Origin of the sequence: Thiopseudomonas acetoxidans (genome assembly GCF_030362935.1) — a bacterium.
In the GTDB taxonomy this organism is placed as follows: domain Bacteria; phylum Pseudomonadota; class Gammaproteobacteria; order Pseudomonadales; family Pseudomonadaceae; genus Thiopseudomonas; species Thiopseudomonas acetoxidans.
This window is the reverse complement of record NZ_JAUCDY010000014.1, coordinates 48692-71048: the sequence shown is the minus strand read 5'-3', so window position 1 is coordinate 71048 and position 22357 is coordinate 48692. Positions and strand designations below refer to the sequence as shown.

The window sequence follows — 22357 nt, the reverse complement described above, 5'->3', positions numbered from 1 at the left end:
ACTTTTTGTGGGAGCGCAACTCTTGCGCGATTTGGAATGCACCCCATTTATTGGACTGCGTTTACACAACTGGTTTTATCCTGTTGCTCTTGTGAGTGCCTCAAGTCCGCTTCGCGCATAAGATGCGCTCCCACAGGGTGCCCTTCTCTAGCACTTCGCCCAGAAGCTGGGTTCCCACAGAGCACCTTGCTCTAACCTTCGCCCAGAAGCTGGGTTCCCACAGAAATTGTGCCTACAAATATAGGTTTAAAACTAGTACGTACCTTATAAAAAGATAAGCTTTAAGATACTAAAGAAGATGATGGACAAAACCGCGCCTGCGGGTAGTGTAATGGCCCAAGAGGTGAAAATAGACACAATCACTTTCAGGTTCAGCGCACCTATACCGCGTGCTAAGCCAATACCTAATACCGCACCGACCAGCGTGTGGGTAGTGGAGACGGGTAAACCAATAGCCGATGCACCTACGACTGTTGAGGCGGTGGCCAGCTCCGCAGCAAAACCACGGCTGGGGGTAAGTTCGGTGATGCCACGGCCCACAGTCGCAATGACTTTATAGCCGTAGGTGGCCAGACCAATCACGATACCCAAGGCGCCTAAGAGTAATACCCAAGCCGGTACAGCTGATTTGCTGGTTAATTCAGCCATGCCTTCGCTTTGGATGACGCCTGCAATGGCCGCTAGAGGGCCCACAGCATTGGCGACATCGTTAGCGCCGTGAGCAAAAGCCATAGAACAGGCGGTGAAGATCATCAGTGTGGCAAAGGTTTTCTCTACGCTGACGTAGTAATCATTACGCGTTGGGTTTTCTGGCAATTTCACCCGGCGCAACAGCAAGATACCAAGCCCCATCACCAGCATGCCGGCCAAAATGGCTAACAGCAGGCTGTGCTCGTTGCTGAGGGAGACACCAACGTGCTTCAAACCTTTACTGAGCGTCATCAAGGCAACCATAAAACCAGTGACAAACATGTACACGGGCACAAAACGTTTGGCGTTGGTGAAAGGATCGTCAGTGTTGGTTATGAGTTTCTGCACGCTGATAAACAAACAGAAAGCCAAGCTACCAGACAAGAACGGTGTCACCACCCAGCTGGCGGTGATAGGTAGAATTTCAGACCAGTGAACTGAATCAACCGATACCCCAATGGCAGCAAAACCAATAACAGCACCGATAATGGTGTGCGTGGTGGAGACAGGCCAGCCTTTGGTGGTGGCAATCAGCAGCCAAGTACCGGCGGCTAGTAATGACGACATCATCCCCAGCACTAGCAGGTCGGGTGTCATGCCATCGGTATTTACAATGCCGTTTTTGATGGTGTCGGTGACTTCGCCACCGGCAAAATAAGCACCGCAAAATTCAAACACCATCGCTATGACAATAGCTTGTCTGATGGTTAAAGCGCGTGAGCCAACTGAGGTGCCCATAGCGTTAGCGACATCATTCGCACCAACGCCCCAAGCCATGAAGAAGCCAAAAATACAAGCTAATACTAAAAGTATAAAGCCGTAATCGGTGAGGACTGACATAAGATAATCCGCAAACTCATGAATGACGCTAATAAATTAGCGAGCTAGTAGTTGCTCTAACCGGTTGCCGACTCGTTCAGCACGGTCGGCAACATCACCGATCCACTCGATTATGGTATAGAGAAAAATCACATCCACGGGCGGAAGCTCTTTTTCGATTTTATACAGATTTCTACGAACCTCGATTTGCATCCGATCAGTGTCGTGTTCGATATCTTCAAGCTCTTCGATCATTGTCGTAACATGGGCAACTTCTCGATTGCCAAAGCCTGTTTCTAGAATCTCATCAAGCTTATTCATGGCTTTAAGCGCTTGCTCGCACGCATCTACAGTACGTTGTACGTAAGGCATGATGATGGGCTGTAAAGGCTTTGGAATAGCCATTTGGCGACCTAGCATCAGGCCGGCAATATCTTTAGCGCGGTTGGCTACCTTGTCCTGTACACTGAGCAGTTCGAGCAAGTCAGAACGTGGCACAGGTAAAAACAAGCTTTTTGGTAGGTGAATACGCACATCACGTTTTAGTTTGTCGGCTTCTTTTTCTAGGCGCACCATTTCCTGTTGCACCTGCTCAACACGTTCCCAGTCTTCAGCCATGACAGCTTGAAAAAAAGGAATCAGCTTGGCCGCACACTCGTAGGCTTTGGCAATATGCTCTTGCATAGGGCCAATAGGTGAGCGACCGAACAAACTAACGAAGGGATTAATCGACATTGCAAAAGCGCTCGAATTTGAATGAGGGTTGTAATTATACGGTGCTAGAACAAGTTAGACTAGGGTTGTATAAAATTGTGGTTAAATTTGTCAGCGAAGGTGAACAATAAAACATGGCTAAAGAAACTGAAATAAAGCTTAGGGTTAGCCCTGAAACGCTTGCAGCACTGCGTGATAGCAGCCTGATAGAGTCGCGCCGATGCCAGCCGTGGCAGCAGCGCAATTTACTTAATTGCTATTTTGATACCGCGGAATTTTCTTTGGCTGGCGCGCAGGTGGCTTTGCGAATTCGCCAAGATGGTGAGCAATTAATCCAGACCTTAAAAACCAGAGGTGCCAGTGTTGCTGGGCTTTCTGAGCGCAATGAATGGGATTGGTACCTTACAGAAAATAACTTAGATGTAGAAAAATTGACGGATGATTGCTGGCCAGAAACTCTGAAAGAGCTGGACAAACAGACCTTAAGTGGTATTTTTCATACGGATTTTACCCGTGAGTTGGTTGAGTTGTGCTGGCAGTATGAGGGTGAAGAAGCCCGTGTTGAACTGGCGCTGGATTTTGGCGTTGTACGCACTTCAGTGCAGACAGAAGAAATTTGCGAGATGGAATTGGAGCTGCGTCAAGGTCAGCCAGAGGCTTTATTAGAGTTGGCGCAAGAGCTAGCCAATGAGTTTGCCCTGATGCCCTGCGATATTAGCAAGGCTGAGCGAGGTTATCGTTTATTGCGACCGGGCAGCTTTGAGCTACAGGTCCCTATGGCAGAGTTAACCGCAGACAGCACGATGGATGTCACCACCTACCATCTGGCCATGCAGCTGTTATCCAACAGTCAGCGTTTAGCGGAACAGTACCGCCATAGCGCCCAATGGAAGCTGTTGGAGCAGTGGATTTATAGCCTTATACAGCTGCGCGCCCTATTGACCAGCCTGGGACAAATTGTGCCACGCAAAAGCAGTAACGAATTAAGACAGATGCTTGATGAGCTCTTAACCAGCTGGATGCCTGTTTATCAAGCAGCCGAGCAAGAGGGCACCCGCCAGCATGCGGTAGAACAGTTTGCGCAAGAATTGACGCAAGTTCGCTGGGGACAGTTTTCTTTGCGTTTGGCGTTATGGTTACATCAGCAAGCGTGGAAAAAACAACGCAACGAGCGTGCTAAACGTCAAGCCCAAGCACCCCTAGCGCGTTGGTTGGTGCGGTTTTTGCGCGAAGAATTAAGCAGCATACCGCTCTCTGATTATGTACAGCAGCCACAGCTTTTGACCGAGCAATTGCCACGGGTAGAGCGTGTTGTTTTTTGGTTGGAACATGCCCGTCATGTACTCAATATTGCACAGTTGGACGCTATGCTCGGCAGTGCGCGCAAATTACAGCAGGCTATTTTGCAGCAAGATGAGCAGGCGTTACGTCAGCAAGCGGCTAGCTTGTGGCAGAATGTGGCCTGTAGACAAATAATGAATAGCTAAGGAAGAAGCTCTGGAAAGGGTTTTCAGAGCTTCCCTAAACAGCGCAAGCAGAGATGAACTATGGCCGCACATGAGCGTGTGTTGGGGCTTGCAGATATTTTGCAAGAGCTCGTTAAGAATAAGCGTATTGACCAAGCAACCGCCGATCAGTGCTTGATTGGACGGGGCGCATTTACTGGCAAGCAAAGCCTGCATCCACTAGAGTATATCGCGTTGCAGCAGCTTGATGACTTGGCTCGCGTGGGTAAAAAACTGGACTTGGAGACCCTCAGCCAGTGGTTAGCGCAGTGGGCAGAGCAGCCTTATCTGCGTATCGATCCGTTGAAAATCGATGTGCCAGCGATCACGGCAGTTATGTCCTACGCCTTTGCGCAACGCCATAAAATCCTTGCTGTCGCGGTGGATGCTGAAACCCTTACCGTAGCGAGCGCGCAGCCTTTTGTCAGTGACTGGGAAGCTAACTTAGCGCATGTGGCGCGCCGCGTGATAAAGCGTGTGGTGGTTAATCCAGCTGAAATCCAACGCTTCACGACCGAGTTTTACCGCTTAGCACACTCCGTATCAGGAGCCAGTCATAACGAGTACAGCAGTACGGCGATTGGCAATTTTGAGCAGCTGCTTAAGATTGGCAGCAGTGATCAAGAACCGGACGCCAATGATGCACATATCGTCAATATTGTGGATTGGTTGTTCCAGTACGCCTTCCAGCAGCGCGCCAGTGATATCCATATCGAACCAAGACGTGAGCAAGGTACGGTGCGCTTTCGTATTGATGGTGTGTTGCACAATGTCTATCAGTTTCCTGCCCAGGTCACCATGGCGGTTATTAGCCGTTTAAAAACGCTGGGTAGAATGAATGTTGCGGAAAAACGCAAACCCCAAGACGGACGCATAAAAACCTCAACCCCAGATAACAATGAGGTGGAGCTGCGGCTATCTACCTTACCCACAGCCTTTGGTGAAAAGCTGGTGATGCGGATCTTTGATCCCGAAGTGTTGATGAAAAGCTTTGACCAGCTGGGTTTCTCCGCAGAGGATTTAACCCGCTGGCACAGTATGACCGCGCAACCCAATGGCATTATTCTAGTGACGGGCCCTACGGGATCGGGTAAAACCACCACGCTCTACACCACGCTTAAGCAGCTAGCCACCGAGCAGGTAAACGTTTGCACTATTGAAGATCCCATCGAAATGATTGAGCCAGCGTTTAACCAAATGCAGGTGCAGCATAATATCGATTTAACCTTTTCCAGTGGTGTGCGCGCGCTGATGCGCCAAGATCCAGACATCATCATGATTGGTGAAATTCGCGATCTAGAAACAGCAGAAATGGCGATTCAGGCCGCTTTAACCGGACACCTAGTGCTATCTACGTTGCATACCAATGATGCACCCAGTGCGATCAGCCGGCTACTTGAGTTAGGCGTGCCTTATTATTTGTTGCGTGCCTCCTTGTTGGGCGTGATGGCGCAACGTTTGGTGCGTACTTTGTGCCCACATTGCAAAGAAACGACTGAAATTTCCGAGAGTGAATGGAATGAGTTAACCAAACCCTGGAGTTCTGCCAAGCCTAAAACAACCTACCAAGCGGTTGGTTGTTTAGAGTGCAGGGATACAGGTTATCGCGGACGAGCTGGCGTGTATGAGATCATGCTGTTGAATGATTCAACCAAACTGCTGATTACTGAGCATACGGATATTACGCGCTTAAAAAACCAAGCCTATCGTGATGGTATGAGCAGTTTGCGTTTGTCAGGTGCGCAAAAAATAGCCGCTGGGCTCACCACGGTAGCCGAGGTGTTGCGTGTAACGCCGCGCAGTGATAATCAATAAGGAATCACCGACAACAGTGATGGTAATGCTATGTGTTTAATTGTTTTTGCTTGGGTGCCAGACAGCGCGCAACCTTTGTTAATGCTGGCCAACAGGGATGAAATGCATGCGCGCGCCACAGCGCCTTTAGCGCAGTGGTCTGATTATCCGCAAATTTATGCTGGGCGGGATTTACTGGCAGGTGGCAGTTGGCTGGGTGTTGCCCCACAAGGCCGTTTTGCTGCCTTAACCAATATTCGTGCTTTGGAAGGGGTGTTGCCGCGCTCACGCGGTGAGCTGGTCAGTAATTACTTGGCTGGACACGAACCGCCAGCCGCTTATATGCATAGGGTGGCGCAGCAGGCAGCGCAGTTTAATGGCTTTAATCTGTTGGTAGGTGATAGCCGACAACTTTGGTTTTTTAATTCCAAAAGCGCCCGCCCGCAACGGCTCAGTGCCGGCATTTACGCGCTATCTAATGCCAGCTTGGATACACCTTGGCCGAAGTTAGTGCGGATACGCAGCCTTTTTAGTCAAAACTTAAATAGCACCGATGATGACTTGTTTAATCTTATGCGTGATCGCGAACGACCCAGCGAAGAGTTTTTGCCGGAGACCGGCGTGGGGCTGGTGTTGGAGCGGATGCTGTCGAGCATTTTCATTCAGGGCGAATACTACGGCACGCGTGCCACCAGTTTGTTGCGCATGACGCAGACGAATTTAAGCCTAAAAGAGCAGAGTTATACGGTTGCGGGAGCTGTGCAAGAGCTGAAAGAAATAGTATTAGCGGCTGACTAAAACACTCAAATTCTTGGCGGTAATTAGATTTGTACTGCTGCCGTTGGGTTGAGTATCTTGTCCAGACCAAGGCTTTTGAGCGCCAAGCTAAGGGTGCTGTGTACAATCAATGGATTATCCATACGCATCACATCGCTCAGCAGCGCTTGCGCATGACTGAGCCTAATTTGGCGCAGTAGCCACTTTACCTTGGGCAGATGTGTGGCGTTCATGGATAAACTATCAAAACCCATCGCCATTAACAGCAAAGCGGCAGCTGGGTCGCCGGCCATCTCACCGCAAATACTGATTTCCTTGCCTTGGAGATGAGCCGCTTCGACCACGCTTTTTAACGCCATTAACACGGCCGGGTGCAAGTAATCATAGAGCGCAGCTACGCGGGCATTGTTACGGTCCACTGCCAGAATATATTGGGTTAGATCGTTGGAGCCAACCGACAAGAAATCACACATTTCGAGCAGTTCCTTGGCTTGATAAACCGCTGATGGCACCTCAATCATAACACCCACTTGAGGCATTTCTACCGCAAAACCCTCTTCATGCAGCTCACCCCAGGCACGGTGGATAAGGTACAGGGCATCATCCAGTTCATGCACCCCTGAAATCATGGGCAATAAAATCCGCAAATTATTTAGTCCAAGACTGGCTTTAAGCATGGCACGTACTTGCACCAGAAAAATTTCCGGATGATCCAAGGTGACACGGATACCACGCCAACCCAGATAAGGGTTACTTTCCTTGATAGGGAAATAGCTCAACGGTTTATCACCGCCGATATCTAGGGTGCGCATGGTCACGGGACTGGGGTGGAAAGCTTCAAGCTGTTCGCGGTACATATTGGCTTGCTCGCTTTCGCTAGGTAGACGAGCTGAGCTCATAAAGGCCACTTCGGAGCGGTAAAGCCCTACGCCTTCAGCGCCAAAGGCTTGCGCACGCGCTGCATCAGCCAGCAGCCCGGTATTGGCCCACAGCGCAACACGATGGCCGTCCAGTGTTTCACAGGGCAGGGTACGCAGGTTGTCTAGCTCTTTGGAGATTAAGCGCTCTTCTTCGATGACCTCAGCATATTGCTGGCGCAATAATGGGCTGGGGTTGGTAAACACATCACCGTGATAACCATCCACGATAAGCTCAATACCGTCGAGCAGCGAATAGGGTAGATCTTGTGCGGCCACCACTGTAGGGATGCCCATGGCGCGAGCTAAAATAGCCACGTGAGAGTTGCGCGATCCTTCTACAGAAATCAGACCGACGAGTTTTTCCGGCGGCACATCGCCCAGCATGCCAGGAGTGAGCTCTTCACTGACTAACACCGTGTTATCTGGGTAAATAAGCTCTTGCTTGTGTGCTTGTTGCAAATGCGACAGCAGCCGGCGGCCTAAATCTTTAACGTCAGCGGCGCGCTCGCTTAGGTAATCATCATCCATGCTATCAAAGCGTTTAAGGTGAGCATCTACTACCTGACGCAGAGCGCCTTGCGCCCATTGACCTTTGCTGATCAGTGCGGTTACGTCACCGGCCAAGGCGTTTTCTTCCAGCATCATCAGATACACATCAAACAATGCTTGCTCTTGTGGACGTAATTGTTTGGCAAGGCGGGTTGATAGGCTGCGAATTTCATTGCGCACGGCGGTTAGCGCTTGTTCAAATAATGCCAGCTCAACGCTGATGTCTTCTGCCTTTTTATCGGGTACAACATCTAGATCGGCAGGCGGCAACACCACCACCGCTGTACCTAAAGCGGCTCCTGGGGCGCCAGGCACACCGATAAAGCGCGCCTCTTGAATGCCTTTACCCTGCTTGCCTAAACCGCGAATAGAGCCGGTGGCTTCAGCGTGTGCGATTACGCCAGAGAGCTGGGCGCTCATGGTGATTAAAAACGCTTCGTCTCCTTCATCAAACTGGCGCCGTTCTTTTTGTTGCACCACCAGCACGCCTAAGACTTGGCGGTGGTGAACTATAGGTGTGCCTAAAAAGGATGCATAGCGTTCTTCACCGGTTTCTGGGAAATACAAAAAGCGCGGATGACTGGTGGCATCTTCTAAACTAACGGTTTCGGCCCGACTACCCACCAAGCCCACCAAACCTTCATTTGAGCTCATGCTGACTTTGCCGATGGCGCGCTTGTTTAACCCTTCGGTCGCCATTAATACGTAACGATCGGTGTCGGGTTGATACAGATAAACCGAACACACGTGACTAAGCATGGCAATACGCACCTGTTTAACAATGATAGTAAGCGCAGCAGACAAGTCTTTGGCAGCGTTTACCTCTTGGGATATCAGGCGCAGCATGCTTAGCATGTTGCTTTCATTACGTGTTGAAATGGACACTTTATATTGAGTCTCGTCTAGGAAGTTGGGGTGCTAACTCTTTGAGTGCGCGACGATAAACCTCTCGCTTAAACGCAATAACCTGTCCTAATGGATACCAGTAACTGACCCAACGCCAGCCATCAAATTCAGGTTTGGCACACTTATCCACACATACCAAGTTTTCGTCGGCACGCAAGCGCAACAAAAACCACTTTTGTTTTTGTCCAATACACACAGGAGCGCTGTGTTTACGCACTAGGCGCTGGGGTAAACGGTATCTTAGCCAACCACGGGTGCAGGCAAGTACTTCAACATCATCTTCGCGTAAACCTACTTCTTCATACAGTTCACGAAACAAGGCTTGCTCAACAGTTTCATTGGGGTGGATGCCACCCTGTGGGAACTGCCAAGAGTTTTGGTTTATGCGTCGTGCCCAAAGTACCTGACCTTGCTCATTGGCTAAGATGATGCCGACATTAGGGCGAAACCCATCTGCATCTATCATGTTAGCCTACCTTTAAAATTCAAAAACTTAATGCATTGTTCCATAAACCATGAATAAGCGGCAATCTTGATTTGCAAACTAAAGGGTGGCTAACAGGATAAAATAGTGTGGGGTTAGTAACATTTATCCAAAAAAAGGCTATTCTTAACCACCCGCAAAAATAACTGTTACGAGGACATCAGTGTGCGTTTAGCGATTTTTGACTTAGACAATACTTTGTTAGCTGGAGACAGCGATCATTTGTGGGGCGAATTTTTGTGCGCCAATGGTTATGTTGATGCTGCTGTTTACAAAGCGCGCAATGATCAGTTTTATGCCGACTATCTGGCAGGTAAGCTAGACGTTATTGCGTATCAGAATTTTTGTCAGGAAATTCTTGGGAGCACAGAAAAGTCCGTGCTTGAACAGTGGCATGCCCAGTTTATGCGTGACTATATTGAGCCCATCATTTTGCCCAAAGGTGAGGCGCTGATAGCCCAGCATAGGGCAGCGGGTGACTACATCATGATCATCACCGCCACTAATCACTTTATTACCGCTCCTATTGCGCAACGCTTGGGCGTTGACCATTTAATTGCTACCGAATGTGGCATGCAGATGGGGCAGTACACGGGCGAGCTAACGGGCGTACCTAGCTTTCAAGCGGGCAAAATCACGCGGTTAAATACATGGCTGTCGGAAAATCAGGCGACTTTGCTCGACAGCTATTTCTATAGCGACTCGCACAATGATTTGCCATTGCTAGAGAAGGTTGCACAGGCTATTGCGGTGGACCCAGATGAGCGCTTGCGGGCTATTGCACAAGAGCGCGGCTGGCAGATTATTAGCTTGCGCGATGAGTAAATCAAACTCAATAAAATACAAATAAACATAATAAATTATGCTATTGTGTTGCTGTTATTTATTGAGGAGCAAACAAAATGAACAGACTCGTCTTGATGTTGACCATGGTTTTTGGCGTATTTACAGCCCAAGCGAGTGAGCTGGGTATTACCGTTGAAGAGGCCTACGCCAAAACCCAGCAAGAGAAAAAAGTGTTATTGATTGATGTGCGCGATCCAGTGGAGATTATGTTTATTGGTTCGGCAGAAGCTGCGGATATTAATATTCCATTTATGTTGGTTGACCGCAGCCGTTATAACACCGAGCGCAATATATTCGCGATGGATATCAACCAAAACTTTGCTCAGCAAGTTAAAGATGAACTGGCTAAGCGTGGGCTGGATGAAAATACCGAAGTCATTACCATGTGTCGCTCAGGTAGCGAGCGCGGTGAGCCTAGCGCCAAGGTGTTGCGGGAGGCCGGCTTGGCCAATGCGCGTTATGTGATTCACGGGTTCCAAGGCGATGCACTCAAAGAGGGCCCGCAGGCGGGGATGCGTTTGCAAAATGGCTGGCAGAATTCAGGTTTGCCTTGGACGCGCACTTTAAATCCAGACAAAATTTACCGCGAAGATCGTTAAGCACGTCATTTACTGAGTCAGCTTGCGCTGGCAGCCCAATTAAGTTAACTTAGTCGCCTTCAATGGAGAACAGCATGCAAGTCAGTCTATGTAATCAGCAGCACAGTCATACAGCCAATCGCGCTGTGGCTGCGCCTGTCTGCATTGCAAGCACGACTCAGTATTTTTACGGATATTGGTTTAGCCAAGGGCTAGCCTGATATTCGTATTGGGTGGCCCTATTTTATTAAGGGTAGCCCACCACAGAAATGTTAAACCCCGGTAGGCTCCCCAGCCACCGGGGTTTTTTTATAACAATTTTGGAGTTTAGAGTATGAGCTACACCTATCACTATGGTCACAATTTGGCTTGGCGATTTATCCAGCAGATTGCTTTTGCCCAGCATCCACCACGACGAATACAACCCTAGGTATAAGGCGGCATAAGCCGCACAAGGAAATACAGATGAATGCTATCAACTCTGCTTTAGCGCCAGAGACACAAATGCAGCAAAAACCAACCGCTGGCTGCTCAACGGTTAGCTATGAATTACCCAACCCGCAGCAGCTACGCCAACAACTGCCTGTATCTGAACAGTTTGCTGAGACCATTACACGCCAACGCAACGCGGTACGTGCGGTTTTGAATCAAACCGATAATCGTCTGCTGGTGGTGGTCGGTCCTTGTTCCATTCATGATCCGCAGGCTGCTTTGGATTATGCTAAGCGTTTGGCACAACTGGCGCAGCGGGTTGAAGGTCAGTTGTTACTGGCAATGCGTGTTTATATTGAAAAGCCACGCACTACAGTGGGTTGGAAGGGTTTGCTCTACGACCCGCATCTTGATGGCAGTTACGACATGCGCAGTGGGCTTGAATTATCGCGTTCATTGATGCTGCAAGTCGCGCAGATGGGCTTGCCGGTTGCAACTGAACTGCTACAACCGCTGGCAGCGCAGTACTTTGCGGATATTTTAAGCTGGGCTGCAATAGGCGCACGCACTAGTGAGTCGCAAATTCACCGCGAGATGGTGAGCGGGCTGGCCTTGCCGGTAGGCTTTAAAAATGGCACAGACGGTAGTGTGCAAGTAGCGATAGATGCGATGCGTTCAGCAGCTTATGGACATCAGTACATGGGCGTAGATGAGCAAGGACAAATTGCTTTGCTACAAGCGGCAGGCAACACCGATACGCACTTGGTGTTGCGCGGAGGTCAGCATGGCTCTAACTATGATGCGCTCAGCGTGCGTGCGGCCAGCTCAGCGATGGAGCAGTCTGGTTTGCAGCCCAGCATTATGGTGGATTGCAACCATGCTAATAGCGGTAAAAACCCTTTGCGCCAACCTGAAATCCTAGGTGATGTGCTCCAGCAAAAACTGTCGGGCAATAAAAGCCTGCGCGCTGTAATGATTGAAAGCCATCTTGAGGAAGGCAGTCAGGCTTTGGGTAAAAGCATGCACTATGGCGTCTCTGTTACGGATGCGTGCTTGGGTTGGGCTAAAACAGAGCGGATGTTGCTAGAGGCAGCAGAACAGCTCGCAGGTTGAAAGTGCTTTACGCAAGATGAAAAGGGTTGCAATAAGTGATGAGAATCATTACTGTTTGCATATCGACTACATGAATGAGTTAAGACTATGTATGTTTGTCTGTGTAAAGCCGTTACCGATGGTCAAATCCGTCAGCTCGTTGACGAGGGCGCACGCTCTTGGTCCGAGGTGCGTAAGCAAACAGGCTGCGGCACGCAATGTGGAAAATGTGCGTGCGTTGGTAAGCAAGTCACCCAGCAAGCCATCAAGGACGCACAGGTTAAAGTGGCTGCTGGTTTAGCCTATGCCGTTTAGTAAGTGTTAGTTTATTTTTATCTATAGCTAACTCTGCTATTCTTGCGTGGTTCACTCAGATGTTAGAGGTACTACCATGCAAGGCGACCGTCAAGTAATCACCCACCTCAACCAAGTTTTAGCGCAGCAGCTCGTTGCCATCAATCAGTATTTTTTACATGCGCGCATGTATAAAGACTGGGGCTTTGAGCGGCTCGACAAGCTTGCTTATAAAGCCTCCATTGTCGTGATGTGCAACGCCGATGAACTCATCAAGCGTGTTTTGTTTTTGCAAGGTCTGCCTAATATGCAAGAGTTGGGTCGGCTGCGTATTGGTGAACATGTGCAGGAAATGCTTGAGTGCGACATGCAGCTGGTCAAGCAAGGCCACCAAACGCTATTAGCCGCGATTGCTCAGTGTGAGCAAGCCAAGGACTATGTCAGCCGTGAGCTCTTACAAGATATTCTTGATAAAGAGGAAGAACATCTGGATGTCTTGGAAACTGAGCTAAGTTTAATGCAGCAGCTTGGCGCGAAAAATTATTTGCAGCAGCAAATGAATGATCAATAGTTGGAGCAGCTAAGGATGTCGAGCCTACCTTTGAGCCTAATTGTGGCCGCTACGCGTAATTATGTTATTGGGCAGGACAATGAGATGCCTTGGCATTTGCCTGAAGATTTACGCTACTTTAAGCGGCGCACCTTAGGCAAGCCGGTAATTATGGGGCGTAAAACCTGGGACTCGATTGGTCGCCCTTTGCCGGGCCGTTTAAATATCGTTATTACGCGACAAACGGATTTGCAGCTTGAAGGGGCTGAGGTGTTTACTGATTTATCGGCGGCCATTGTGCGCGCCGAAAATTGGGCTGCTGATCACGGTGCAGAAGAGGTGATGGTGATTGGCGGTGGACAGCTCTACCGCCAAGCCTTGCCCATGGCTAGTAAGGTCTACCTAACACGGATTGAAGCCGAACTTGCCGGTGATACGCACTTCCCAGAGTTGCCCTTTGATGAGTGGCAGCGCACGGATGCTCAACCTTTTGCCGCGCAGGGCCAAACGCCGGCGTATACCTTTGAGGTGTGGCAGCGGCGTTAATTAATAAGCTTTCTTGCTCAGCTGATTAGGCTGAGCAGCTTGCGTTGTAGGCGTCTGCATCCAGCAATTGTTCCAGCTCTGCTGGGTTATCGGGTTGTAAGCGATAAAACCAGCTCTGGTAGGGGTGGCTGTTAATGCCTTCGGGTGCGTCTGTTAAGCCTTCATTCACCTCAGTTACCTTGCCACTAACAGGGGCGTGGTAATCAGAGGCCGCTTTCACCGACTCAACTACCCCAGCGATCTGTCCGGCACTCAGCTGACTATTAGGCTGGGGTAATTCCAAATAAACAATATCGCCTAAAGCCTGCTGTGCGTGATCGGTAATGCCTACGGTGATGATGCCATCTGCTTCTAAGCGGGCCCACTCGTGAGTGGATGCGTAGCGTAAATCTGCAGGAGTCGTGCTCATTGGGTTATCTCCTAGTGAGTTAGTTGTTTTTGTTATTTGGGTCAAATTAAAATCTTACCGTGGCGAACAAAGCGCGGACTGACTACGCGCACCGGATACCATTTTTGTCGAATCTCTACTTCGCCGCGCTCACCGGTTTGTATAGGTACGCGTGCCAAAGCAATTGCTTTACCAATGGTGGGTGAAAAACTACCACTGGTAATGGTGCCTTGGCCTACGCCTTCAATACGTACAGGTTGGCCAGCGCGCAAAACCCCACGTTCTTCCAGTACTAAGCCCACCAATTTTTCTTGGATGCCGTTGCTTAGTTGTGTTTCTAGTGCGTTGCGACCAATAAAGCTGCGCTCTTTTGGCTCCAAAGCAACTACGTGGTGCATATTGGCTGCGTAAGGGCTATGGTTTTCATCCATGTCATTGCCCAACAGAGTAAAGCCGGCTTCTAGGCGCAATGTATCGCGTGCGCCAAGACCAATTGGGGTAATGCCATAACCGATTAATTCATTGAAAAAGTCTACTGCCTGATCGGCGGGCAACATAATTTCAATGCCTTCTTCACCGGTGTAGCCAGTGCGTGTCAGAAACCAATCACCATCAAAGCTGCCGTGATACGCGGCAAGATTTTGAATAATGTGCGCCCGGCTTGAATTAAGTACTTCGCTCAAGCGCTCAATTGACTCAGGTCCTTGAATGGCGAAATGCGCCAAGTCATCACGCAATTGAATGCTGACGGAAAAATTCTGGGTGTGTTGTTTAAGCCAGCCTTGAATTTTTTGGCAAGTCAGCGCGTTGGTAATGAGGCGAAAACCTTCAGCTGTGCGGAATACTATTAAATCGTCAATCACGCCGCCTTGCTCATTAAGCATAGCGCTGTAGTGACCTGCACCGCTGGCTGTTAAGCGGGCTACGTCATTGCTGAGCATCAAGCGTAAAAAGGGTTCGGCATCAGTGCCGCTGACATCCGTGATGCACATATGAGAGACATCAAAAACACCGCACTCGTTACGTACATGGTGGTGCTCATCAACCTGAGAGCCATAATGCAGTGGCAGTTCCCAGCCACTGAAGTTAATCATTTTAGCACCTAAGGCTAGATGCATATCATACATAGGTGTGCGTAATCCCATGGTAGCTCCTAATGGGCGTGACGGTAACAACGATACTACAATACATGTCGGATGAGCCGCTGCGCGTCAGGGTAACGTATTTGATTGGCGCAGCTTGATGACGTGCCTAGGGTTTCGCGCAAGCTTAGACTGTATTTCGAAGCCTGCCCAGTATAACCCTAAGCCGCTATGCTTCAAATCATTGTCCAAAGCGCTTAGCCGATCGACGGATAAGTAAAATAACGGGCAATAATCCTACCAAAACCAAGGTCAGTGCTGGAAGTGCGGCTCTAGACCACTCCCCTTCACTGGTCATTTCAAAAATACGTACGGCTAAAGTATCCCAGCCAAAAGGGCGCATCAACAAGGTAGCGGGCATTTCTTTTAACACATCGACAAATACTAGCAGTGCCGCTGACAATGTGCCTGGCATGAGTAAGGGCAGGTAAACGCGTCTAAACAAGGCAAAACTGTTAACCCCAAGGCTGCGAGATGCCTCAGGTAGTGAGGGTCTAATGCGCGCCAAAGCTCCTTCAAGTGGGCCGTGGGCGACAGCCATAAAACGAATGACGTAGGCCAATAATAATGCGCCAAGGCTACCCAGCAGAATGGGTTTGCCTGAGCCGCCTAACCATTTTGATAGCGGAATAATCGCATGCCCATCTAAATAGCTAAAAGCCAACATGATGGCTACCGCCAGAACCGAGCCGGGCAGCGCGTAGCCTAGTGTAGAAAACCCGGTTAGCGCTTTCATGCTGTGTGTAGGGGTAAGGCGTTTAGCAAAAACCAAGAGCATGGCGGCGATAACCGTAAAGGCTGCAGCCAGTAAACCCAGGTAAATAGTGTGTGAGATCAGGGCGATATAGCGTTCATCTAGGTCAAAGCGGCCACGCTGCCAAAACCAAAATACCAGCTGGATAATAGGAATTACAAAGGCGCATAAAAAAACCAAAACACACCAGCCGGTGGCAAAAAACGCTTTCCAGCCTTTTAGGTGATACAGCGCTTTGCCACGCTGGCGTTCACTGCTAGGACGGATGGCGCCGCGGGAGCGATGTTCAGCAAATAATAATAAAGCAACAAACAGCAGCAGCAAACTTGCCAACTGAGTGGCGCTAGATAGGCTAAAAAAACCGTACCATGTTTTATAAATAGCGGTAGTGAAGGTATCAAAGTTAAAAACTGACACCGCACCAAAATCAGCCAAACATTCCATTAATGCCAGCGCAACGCCTGCACCAATGGCGGGTCTGGCAACCGGCAAAGCCACGCGCCAAAACGCTTGCCAGGGTGATAGACCTAATACCCGCGCCGCCTCCATAAAGCCTTTACCCTGAGCTAAAAAGGCACTACGGGCCAACAGGTATACGTAAGGGTAAAAAACCAACACAAAGACAATAATGACGCCGCCGGTTGAACGTACGCTAGGAAAGCGCAGGCCCGGGTCAATCCATGTGCGTAATGCTGTTTGTACGGGGCCGGCAAAATCCAGCAAACCAACAAAAACAAAAGCCAGCACGTAGGCGGGGATGGCAAACGGCAGCATCAGAGCCCAATCCAGCCAGCGACGACCCGGAAACTCACATAGACTGGTTAACCAAGCTAGGCTTACGCCTAATAAAATCACCCCCAAACCAACACTGAACAGTAGCGTTACGGTGTTAAGCAGTAGCTGAGTCATTTGCGTTTCCCACAAATGACTCCAAATTTCACGATCAACCTGATGCCAGCTGAGCAGCAATACCACCAGCGGCAGCAGCACGAGCGTTGACATGAATAGGGCAATCGAATACCAGCGTAGCTGGGTAGGTTGAACCACAGGGAAACCTCGGGTTTGCGAATGGGCTACAAAAATAAGTCCCAGATTATACCCTGCTTGTGCGTGTAATTCAGTGCCTTAGGCACATTGCAAATGTTGAATAAACAGTTCGGCAGTCACGGGCGTGCCTAAAAAATAGCCCTGTGCGTATTGACAGTTATGCTGTTGGACAAAGCTAAGCTGCGTCGCTTGCTCAACGCCTTCGGCAACCACATCGAGTCCTAGGCTGTGTCCCAGGCTAATAATGGCTTGCCCAAAGTTGCGGTGCACATCGTCATTGTCTTTTTGATTAATCAGCTGCTTATCGATTTTAAGGATATGTATGGGGAAGCGTTTTAAGTAGCTCAGGGAGGTATAGCCTAAGCCGAAATCATCCAGCGCGATTCGGACGCCAAGATCAGCTAATGCGCGTAATGATTTTGGGATAACCAAGCAGTCTACCTGTAGTTGTTCTTCGGTAATCTCAAGAATGAGCTGTTCAGGCTTGAGTCCTGAGATGGCCAAAGCGTTTTTAACTTGCTGGATTAGGTTTTTGTTTTTTAGCTGCGAGGGTGCAATATTAATGGCGCAGGCTAATTCCTGATTGTATTCCTGTTGCCACTGCCTAACCTGCTGGCAGGCTGTAGTTAAGACCCAACCGCCTACATCAAACAGTCCGCCAACCGTATCCAGCGTGCCGAGAAAGTCTTTAGGCTCAAGGCACTCACCCTGATAGTTCCAGCGTAATAAAGCTTCTACAGCAACCACTCTAGGCTGCTCTTCAGTGACTGCGAAAATGGGTTGGTAATGCAAGCTGAACTCTTGATTGCTGAGCGCACAAAGTAGGGCTTGCTGTTTAATCTGCTGCTTTTGCGCGTCACTTTGCATGCATTCTGTGTAAAGCGCGTATTGGGCTTTGCCAGCCATTTTTGCTTGATAGAGTGCCAAATCAGCGGCTTGTAAAATATCGGTGAGGTTATCGCTGTGGGGTAAGTCAGTGACGCCGATACTGGCGCTCATGGCTAGACAATTATCTTGAATGTGCACAGGGGCTTGTAGGGCATCGAGCATGCGCTGCGCTACATGCTTAGCGTCGTTAATCTGTACCAAGTCGTTGAGCAGTACAACAAATTCATCACCACCAAAACGGGCCAGATGATCGCCAGGGCGTAAGCATTGTTGCAAGCGACGGGCAATTTCAATCAACAGCATATCGCCAATATTATGGCCATAGTTGTCATTCACAAACTTAAAATTGTCCAAGTCAATAAACAACAACGCTGTTTTTTTACCTTGATTGCGTTCGTTATTTTGTACAGCTTCTTGCAGAAACTGGTCTAGGCGTGAGCGGTTGGGTAGTCCAGTAAGTGGGTCATGGAAGGCGGCGTAGGACATCTTTTGCTCATTTTGTTTACGCTCATGTATATCTGCCAATGTGCCTGAGATGCGCCTATTGCCATATTCATCTAGCTGCAACGTGCCACGAGTGAGTACCCAGATATACTCCCCGTTGCCTTGGCGAATGCGGTATTCATGGTCCAGAGAGTTGCTGCGGCCATTTAAATGGTTGCGAACAGCTTGGCGCAATAAGTGTCGATCTTCGGGGTGGATACGGTCATTCCAGTCCCGCGTGCTCGGGTTGGGTATCGCTTCACGCTCAAGCTTAACAATTTCAAGCCAGCGATCGGATAGATAAAGCACATCGTTTTTTAAATCCCACTCCCAAATGCCATCATTGGCGCCACGCATAGAGCGGGAAAAACGTTGCCGGTCTTCTTCGAAATCCTTAAAGCTGCTGGCGTAATAGCTTTCTAAAGCAAGGGAAATATCGAGAAATACGGCTTTTAGTAAACTTGAATACAGCTCGGTTTGTTGGTTTTGGCCGCAGATTTGTTCTAGCATGTGTTCAAGAAAGATACGGAATGAACCCAGATATTGATACGGTTCAAGGCCAATTTTGTGGTGTACCAGACCCACGCCTACGCGGTTGCGAATGAAGTCTTCATCTCTTGGTCCGTCCCACAGTTTTTGATAGTAGGCCTGTTTCTTTTGCGTCATACTTTGCAAAGAACTTTCGCACAGAGCGAGGTTGGGCTGGTCAGAAAACTTAGTTAAATGTTGCGCAAGCTTTTTAAAGTAGGGCGCAAGAGCATTCTCAAGAAGTGGGGCGACTTGTTTAAGGCGTGCAGCGTCGGCTTCTTGCCACTCAAGGAAACGGCTACGTTCCTCGAGACTGGCGACATCCAAGCCGACTCGTTTAATTAGAGCACTCAGTTCGTCTTGCGAAAACATAATAGAGCTACCCTTGTTCACCTACCTATAAGAATAAAAGCCCTTGCTAGAGAGCGGTTGCCTTGCTGGTTTTCGTTAGCTGGATAACAAGTTTATGATGAAAATGCAGGAGTAAAATCTGATCCATATCAAGATAGTATCAGTGTGCCACTATATGGCTAGGCGCTCAGTTGTGCAAGGCGAGTTTTTAAATAGGTGTTGGCAAGTTAAGCTGTTGTTTTCAGAGGCTGCTTAAACACTGCTTAAGCTGATTGGCTAGCCCCTGTAACAATTGCTCATAGTTTTGTGCCTGTACGCCGAGTACATCTACTTCTTGTAATTGAATGGGCAAGTCTTTGCTGAGACTAAAGGCAAGGCGCGGTGGTGCAGGTGGTTCTGTGAAAATACAGCTAGGACCAGCTTGCTCAAGGCGTTTACGCATTTGTTGTAAGTGACGGGCGCCTGGTTGAACCTCAGCATTAATAGCCAGTACGCCGCCGTGCTGCAGGCCGTAAGCCTGCTCAAAATAGTTAAATGCTTCATGGAAAACAAAAAAGTTTTTATCTTGCACCTCGGCAAGCTGCTGCGCTAATTCATTATCTAGAGTTTTCAGACGTTGCTGAAAAGCGGCTAGGTTGTTTTGGTAGACTGGCGCGTGCTGTGCATCCAAACGACTTAAATCAGTTGCCATGCGTTCAGCGATTACCAGCGCATTGGGTATCGACAGCCAAAGATGCGTATCGAGCCCACCGGGTTGGTGATGATGGTCATGTTCATCATGGTGCTCGTGATCATCTTCTTCATCTTCATGTTCTGCTGTGTAATACAGCAGCTGTAGATTGGGCAGGCTTTGTATGGCGATGCTGGCTTGCTGGTGTTGCTTGGCCAACGCAGTTAAGAAGTTTTCCATGTCTGGGCCAATCCAATAAAACAGCTCAGCCTCAGCTAAACGTTTTCTATCTGATGGACGCAAGCTAAACGAGTGAGGTGATGCGCCGGGTGGCAACAATACTTGCGCTTGGCCCTGTTCACCCTGAATGGCTTGGGCGATAAGTTGCAATGGCTTAATGCTGGTGAGGATATTTACCTGTGCTTGAGCGGCTGTACTGCAGACAATCAATAAAAAAGTAGCCAATAAACGGGCCATGCGCTGGTCTCCAAGGAAAGAATTGTTATATCATAACATTACTTTTTGTTGAGTTAGCAAGAGATATGCAGAAAAAATATTCCTTATGTGTGGCCAGTGGGCATCAGCAGTGTATTGATGATGCGCTGAACATTGCTCAGGTCATGTGCGATGAAGAACAGCTTCGTCTTACCCCTTTACGCAAGCGTGTGTTGGAGCTGGTGTGGCAAAGTCACCAGCCTATGGGCGCTTATGACATTTTGGCGCAGCTGACGTCTGAAGAGGGTCGTCCAGCCGCACCCCCGACTGTGTATCGTGCGTTAGATTTTTTATTGGAACATGGTCTGATTCATCGAATTGCCTCGCTCAATGCGTTTATCGGATGCGCTTATCCGCAACAACCCCATCAGGCACAGTTTCTTATTTGCCGCTTATGCAGGTTTGCCAGAGAGCTGCCCCATAGTGCTATCGATGCGGCGATTGCCGACGAAGCCCACAAAGCAGGTTTTACGGTAGAAGGGCAGGTGATTGAAGTTTTTGGCTTGTGCGCCCCTTGTCAGGCTGAGTTATGAGCACAGAATTACTGCGTATTGAGCAAGGTCGCTTGAGCTTTGCTGGCCAGCTAGTGCTGGAGGATATTGATTTTACTCTACACAAAGGTGAAATTGTCACGCTGGTCGGCCCTAACGGCTCAGGTAAAACCACCTTGGTGCGTGTGTTGCTGGGTTTGTTGCAGCTAGATACAGGCACTGTATGGCGCGCACCTAAGTTACGCATTGGTTATATGCCGCAAAAACTTGCGGTACATGAAACCATGCCGTTAAGTGTGTGGCGCTTTTTACGCTTAGTGCCCGGCGTGAGCTTGGTGCAAATTGAAGCTGCACTCACTGAAGTGGGCGCTTTAAAGGTTCTTAATAGCCCGCTGCAGCGTATTTCCGGTGGTGAATTACAGCGCGTGCTGCTGGCGCGGGCATTGTTGCGTAAACCGCAGCTGCTGGTGTTGGATGAGCCGGTGCAAGGGGTGGATGTGAATGGCCAGCTGGAGCTGTATAGCTTGATTGGTCAGTTGCGCGAACGCTACGGCTGTGCAGTGCTGATGGTGTCGCATGATTTGCATTTGGTGATGCGCGCTACCGATCGGGTGCTCTGTCTAAATCGCCATGTCTGTTGTTCGGGCTTGCCTGAGCAGGTCAGTCATGATCCTGCCTTTATTGAGCTGTTTGGCACGCAAGCGGCGCAAGATTTAGCGGTTTACCACCACCAGCACGATCACGCTCATGACTTGCATGGCTGCGTATTAACTGACGAACAACACAACCACGGACCGGACTGCAATCATGCCTGATTTTTTACTTTATGCGTTGGTGGCGGGATTGGCGTTGGCATTGGTGGCAGGGCCTTTGGGCGCTTTTGTGGTCTGGCGGCGTATGGCCTATTTTGGCGATACGCTGTCGCATTCGGCGCTGTTTGGTATTGCGCTGGGCTTGTTGCTGGATATTCACTTAGGGCTAGCGGTGGTTTTCGGTTCGGTGTTACTGGCGCTGGCGCTGGTGGGCTTGCAGCAACGTCAGCCGCTAGCTTCAGATACGGTATTAGGGATTCTCGCCCATAGTACTTTATCGCTGGGCTTGGTGACGCTGAGTTTTATGGACTCGGTGCGGGTCGATTTAATGGGCTATCTGTTTGGCGATTTACTGGCGATGACCAGCACCGATCTGGCTTGGATCGTATTGGGCAGCGCCTTGGTTTTGGCGGGTCTGTTGTGGTTATGGCGACCTTTATTGGCGATTACTGTACACGAGGAGTTGGCGCAGGTAGAGGGTTTGCCTGTCGCTGGATTACGTCTGGCGTTGATGGTGCTTATGGCGTTGGTGATTGGTGTGGCGATGAAAATCGTTGGCGTGCTGCTGATTACTTCCTTGCTGATAATTCCAGCGGCGACCGCGCAACGCCATGCGCGTAGCCCTGAGCAGATGGTTATTATCGCAACGGTGCTGGGCATGTTTTCGGTGTGTTTAGGCTTGGCGATGTCGTGGTATTGGGATACCCCAGCAGGGCCCTCCATCGTCGTCTGTGCAGCCGCTTTGTTTGTTGTCAGCTCACTAGTGCCGGCAAGGCGTTAAGCCCCCTAAAAAATCGTGTCGGCAGTTTTAG

Annotated in this window: 21 protein-coding genes; 12 read left to right on the top strand and 9 right to left on the bottom strand. The window is 49.4% G+C overall.

The features are described from left to right. Positions 1-264: 264 nt before the first annotated feature. The gene (locus QEZ41_RS10520; protein WP_289411501.1) at positions 265-1530 is read right to left on the bottom strand and encodes an inorganic phosphate transporter; all 1266 of its coding nucleotides are present in this window, start codon (positions 1528-1530) and stop codon (positions 265-267) included. A gap of 36 nt (positions 1531-1566) precedes the next feature. After that, entirely contained in the window at positions 1567-2244 is a 678-nt protein-coding gene (locus QEZ41_RS10515) for a TIGR00153 family protein (RefSeq protein WP_289411500.1), read from the bottom strand. Between the two features lie 113 nt (positions 2245-2357). On the opposite strand from QEZ41_RS10515, the gene QEZ41_RS10510 reads away from it, so the two are divergent. From QEZ41_RS10510 to QEZ41_RS10500, 3 genes are read left to right on the top strand one after another with little or no spacing between them, the layout of a single operon-like run. Next, positions 2358-3710 carry a CYTH domain-containing protein gene (locus tag QEZ41_RS10510; protein ID WP_289411499.1) on the top strand — a complete coding sequence of 451 codons (1353 nt, stop codon included), beginning with the start codon at positions 2358-2360 and terminating at the stop codon, positions 3708-3710. Positions 3711-3770: 60 nt separating this feature from the next. Then, positions 3771-5543, top strand: a complete 1773-nt coding sequence (tfpB, locus tag QEZ41_RS10505; protein WP_289411498.1) for a type IV pilus assembly ATPase TfpB — start codon at positions 3771-3773, stop codon at positions 5541-5543. Between the two features lie 30 nt (positions 5544-5573). Beyond that, complete coding sequence (locus QEZ41_RS10500; RefSeq protein WP_289411496.1) at positions 5574-6320, top strand: NRDE family protein; 747 nt, start codon at positions 5574-5576, stop codon at positions 6318-6320. 23 nt (positions 6321-6343) lie between these two features. On the opposite strand, the gene ptsP is transcribed toward QEZ41_RS10500, so the two are convergent. Both ptsP and QEZ41_RS10490 read right to left on the bottom strand, forming a co-directional pair. Next, positions 6344-8623 (bottom strand): phosphoenolpyruvate--protein phosphotransferase, encoded by a 2280-nt coding sequence (gene ptsP / locus QEZ41_RS10495; RefSeq protein WP_289411495.1) that lies wholly within the window; start codon positions 8621-8623, stop codon positions 6344-6346. A 31-nt stretch (positions 8624-8654) separates the two neighbouring features. Beyond that, complete coding sequence (locus QEZ41_RS10490; RefSeq protein WP_289411494.1) at positions 8655-9140, bottom strand: RNA pyrophosphohydrolase; 486 nt, start codon at positions 9138-9140, stop codon at positions 8655-8657. A gap of 183 nt (positions 9141-9323) precedes the next feature. Between QEZ41_RS10490 and QEZ41_RS10485 the strand changes: the two genes are divergently transcribed. The 6 genes from QEZ41_RS10485 (at position 9324) to QEZ41_RS10460 (ending at position 13496) form a co-directional block, all read left to right on the top strand. Beyond that, complete coding sequence (locus QEZ41_RS10485; protein WP_289411493.1) at positions 9324-9983, top strand: histidinol-phosphatase; 660 nt, start codon at positions 9324-9326, stop codon at positions 9981-9983. A gap of 77 nt (positions 9984-10060) precedes the next feature. Then, on the top strand, positions 10061-10603 hold the full coding sequence (locus QEZ41_RS10480) for a rhodanese-like domain-containing protein (protein ID WP_289411492.1): 543 nt from the start codon (positions 10061-10063) through the stop codon (positions 10601-10603). Positions 10604-11047: 444 nt separating this feature from the next. Then, entirely contained in the window at positions 11048-12127 is a 1080-nt protein-coding gene (locus QEZ41_RS10475; RefSeq protein ID WP_434556811.1) for a 3-deoxy-7-phosphoheptulonate synthase, read from the top strand. An 87-nt stretch (positions 12128-12214) separates the two neighbouring features. Further along, positions 12215-12421 (top strand): (2Fe-2S)-binding protein, encoded by a 207-nt coding sequence (locus QEZ41_RS10470; protein WP_289411490.1) that lies wholly within the window; start codon positions 12215-12217, stop codon positions 12419-12421. A gap of 76 nt (positions 12422-12497) precedes the next feature. After that, entirely contained in the window at positions 12498-12971 is a 474-nt protein-coding gene (gene bfr, locus QEZ41_RS10465) for a bacterioferritin (protein ID WP_289411489.1), read from the top strand. Positions 12972-12986: 15 nt separating this feature from the next. Then, positions 12987-13496 (top strand): dihydrofolate reductase, encoded by a 510-nt coding sequence (locus QEZ41_RS10460; protein WP_289411487.1) that lies wholly within the window; start codon positions 12987-12989, stop codon positions 13494-13496. Between the two features lie 25 nt (positions 13497-13521). Here QEZ41_RS10460 and gcvH read toward each other — a convergent pair whose 3' ends face one another. The 5 genes from gcvH to QEZ41_RS10435 form a co-directional block, all read right to left on the bottom strand. Beyond that, the gene (gcvH, locus tag QEZ41_RS10455; protein WP_289411485.1) at positions 13522-13905 is read right to left on the bottom strand and encodes a glycine cleavage system protein GcvH; all 384 of its coding nucleotides are present in this window, start codon (positions 13903-13905) and stop codon (positions 13522-13524) included. A 41-nt stretch (positions 13906-13946) separates the two neighbouring features. Continuing rightward, a complete protein-coding gene (gene gcvT, locus QEZ41_RS10450) occupies positions 13947-15029 on the bottom strand; it encodes a glycine cleavage system aminomethyltransferase GcvT (RefSeq protein ID WP_289411484.1) in 1083 nt (360 codons plus the stop codon). Between the two features lie 178 nt (positions 15030-15207). Then, positions 15208-16782: an ABC transporter permease gene (locus QEZ41_RS10445; protein WP_434556812.1), complete on the bottom strand. Its 1575-nt coding sequence runs from the start codon at positions 16780-16782 to the stop codon at positions 15208-15210. A gap of 123 nt (positions 16783-16905) precedes the next feature. Then, positions 16906-19098, bottom strand: a complete 2193-nt coding sequence (locus QEZ41_RS10440; RefSeq protein ID WP_289411481.1) for an EAL domain-containing protein — start codon at positions 19096-19098, stop codon at positions 16906-16908. 220 nt (positions 19099-19318) lie between these two features. Beyond that, on the bottom strand, positions 19319-20224 hold the full coding sequence (locus tag QEZ41_RS10435) for a zinc ABC transporter substrate-binding protein (RefSeq protein ID WP_289411479.1): 906 nt from the start codon (positions 20222-20224) through the stop codon (positions 19319-19321). A 65-nt stretch (positions 20225-20289) separates the two neighbouring features. Between QEZ41_RS10435 and QEZ41_RS10430 the strand changes: the two genes are divergently transcribed. The 3 genes from QEZ41_RS10430 to znuB are packed head-to-tail and all read left to right on the top strand — an operon-like array spanning position 20290 to position 22326. Next, a complete protein-coding gene (locus tag QEZ41_RS10430) occupies positions 20290-20775 on the top strand; it encodes a Fur family transcriptional regulator (protein WP_289411477.1) in 486 nt (161 codons plus the stop codon). Further along, positions 20772-21548, top strand: a complete 777-nt coding sequence (gene znuC, locus QEZ41_RS10425; protein ID WP_289411476.1) for a zinc ABC transporter ATP-binding protein ZnuC — start codon at positions 20772-20774, stop codon at positions 21546-21548. Before QEZ41_RS10430 ends, znuC begins: the two co-directional genes overlap by 4 nt. Next, positions 21541-22326 carry a zinc ABC transporter permease subunit ZnuB gene (gene znuB, locus QEZ41_RS10420; RefSeq protein WP_289411475.1) on the top strand — a complete coding sequence of 262 codons (786 nt, stop codon included), beginning with the start codon at positions 21541-21543 and terminating at the stop codon, positions 22324-22326. Before znuC ends, znuB begins: the two co-directional genes overlap by 8 nt. Positions 22327-22357 lie beyond the last annotated feature (31 nt).

What these genes read in the sequence shown, in the direction of transcription:
- QEZ41_RS10520 (WP_289411501.1), bottom strand. Translation starts at nt 1,530, where the DNA reads ATGTCAGTCCTCACCGATTACGGCTTTATACTTTTAGTATTAGCTTGT.
- QEZ41_RS10515 (WP_289411500.1), bottom strand. Translation starts at nt 2,244, where the DNA reads ATGTCGATTAATCCCTTCGTTAGTTTGTTCGGTCGCTCACCTATTGGC.
- QEZ41_RS10510 (WP_289411499.1), top strand. Translation starts at nt 2,358, where the DNA reads ATGGCTAAAGAAACTGAAATAAAGCTTAGGGTTAGCCCTGAAACGCTT.
- tfpB (WP_289411498.1), top strand. Translation starts at nt 3,771, where the DNA reads ATGGCCGCACATGAGCGTGTGTTGGGGCTTGCAGATATTTTGCAAGAG.
- QEZ41_RS10500 (WP_289411496.1), top strand. Translation starts at nt 5,574, where the DNA reads ATGTGTTTAATTGTTTTTGCTTGGGTGCCAGACAGCGCGCAACCTTTG.
- ptsP (WP_289411495.1), bottom strand. Translation starts at nt 8,623, where the DNA reads ATGCTAAGCATGCTGCGCCTGATATCCCAAGAGGTAAACGCTGCCAAA.
- QEZ41_RS10490 (WP_289411494.1), bottom strand. Translation starts at nt 9,140, where the DNA reads ATGATAGATGCAGATGGGTTTCGCCCTAATGTCGGCATCATCTTAGCC.
- QEZ41_RS10480 (WP_289411492.1), top strand. Translation starts at nt 10,061, where the DNA reads ATGAACAGACTCGTCTTGATGTTGACCATGGTTTTTGGCGTATTTACA.
- QEZ41_RS10475 (WP_434556811.1), top strand. Translation starts at nt 11,048, where the DNA reads ATGAATGCTATCAACTCTGCTTTAGCGCCAGAGACACAAATGCAGCAA.
- QEZ41_RS10470 (WP_289411490.1), top strand. Translation starts at nt 12,215, where the DNA reads ATGTATGTTTGTCTGTGTAAAGCCGTTACCGATGGTCAAATCCGTCAG.
- bfr (WP_289411489.1), top strand. Translation starts at nt 12,498, where the DNA reads ATGCAAGGCGACCGTCAAGTAATCACCCACCTCAACCAAGTTTTAGCG.
- QEZ41_RS10460 (WP_289411487.1), top strand. Translation starts at nt 12,987, where the DNA reads ATGTCGAGCCTACCTTTGAGCCTAATTGTGGCCGCTACGCGTAATTAT.
- gcvH (WP_289411485.1), bottom strand. Translation starts at nt 13,905, where the DNA reads ATGAGCACGACTCCTGCAGATTTACGCTACGCATCCACTCACGAGTGG.
- gcvT (WP_289411484.1), bottom strand. Translation starts at nt 15,029, where the DNA reads ATGGGATTACGCACACCTATGTATGATATGCATCTAGCCTTAGGTGCT.
- QEZ41_RS10445 (WP_434556812.1), bottom strand. Translation starts at nt 16,782, where the DNA reads ATGTCAACGCTCGTGCTGCTGCCGCTGGTGGTATTGCTGCTCAGCTGG.
- QEZ41_RS10440 (WP_289411481.1), bottom strand. Translation starts at nt 19,098, where the DNA reads ATGTTTTCGCAAGACGAACTGAGTGCTCTAATTAAACGAGTCGGCTTG.
- QEZ41_RS10435 (WP_289411479.1), bottom strand. Translation starts at nt 20,224, where the DNA reads ATGGCCCGTTTATTGGCTACTTTTTTATTGATTGTCTGCAGTACAGCC.
- QEZ41_RS10430 (WP_289411477.1), top strand. Translation starts at nt 20,290, where the DNA reads ATGCAGAAAAAATATTCCTTATGTGTGGCCAGTGGGCATCAGCAGTGT.
- znuC (WP_289411476.1), top strand. Translation starts at nt 20,772, where the DNA reads ATGAGCACAGAATTACTGCGTATTGAGCAAGGTCGCTTGAGCTTTGCT.
- znuB (WP_289411475.1), top strand. Translation starts at nt 21,541, where the DNA reads ATGCCTGATTTTTTACTTTATGCGTTGGTGGCGGGATTGGCGTTGGCA.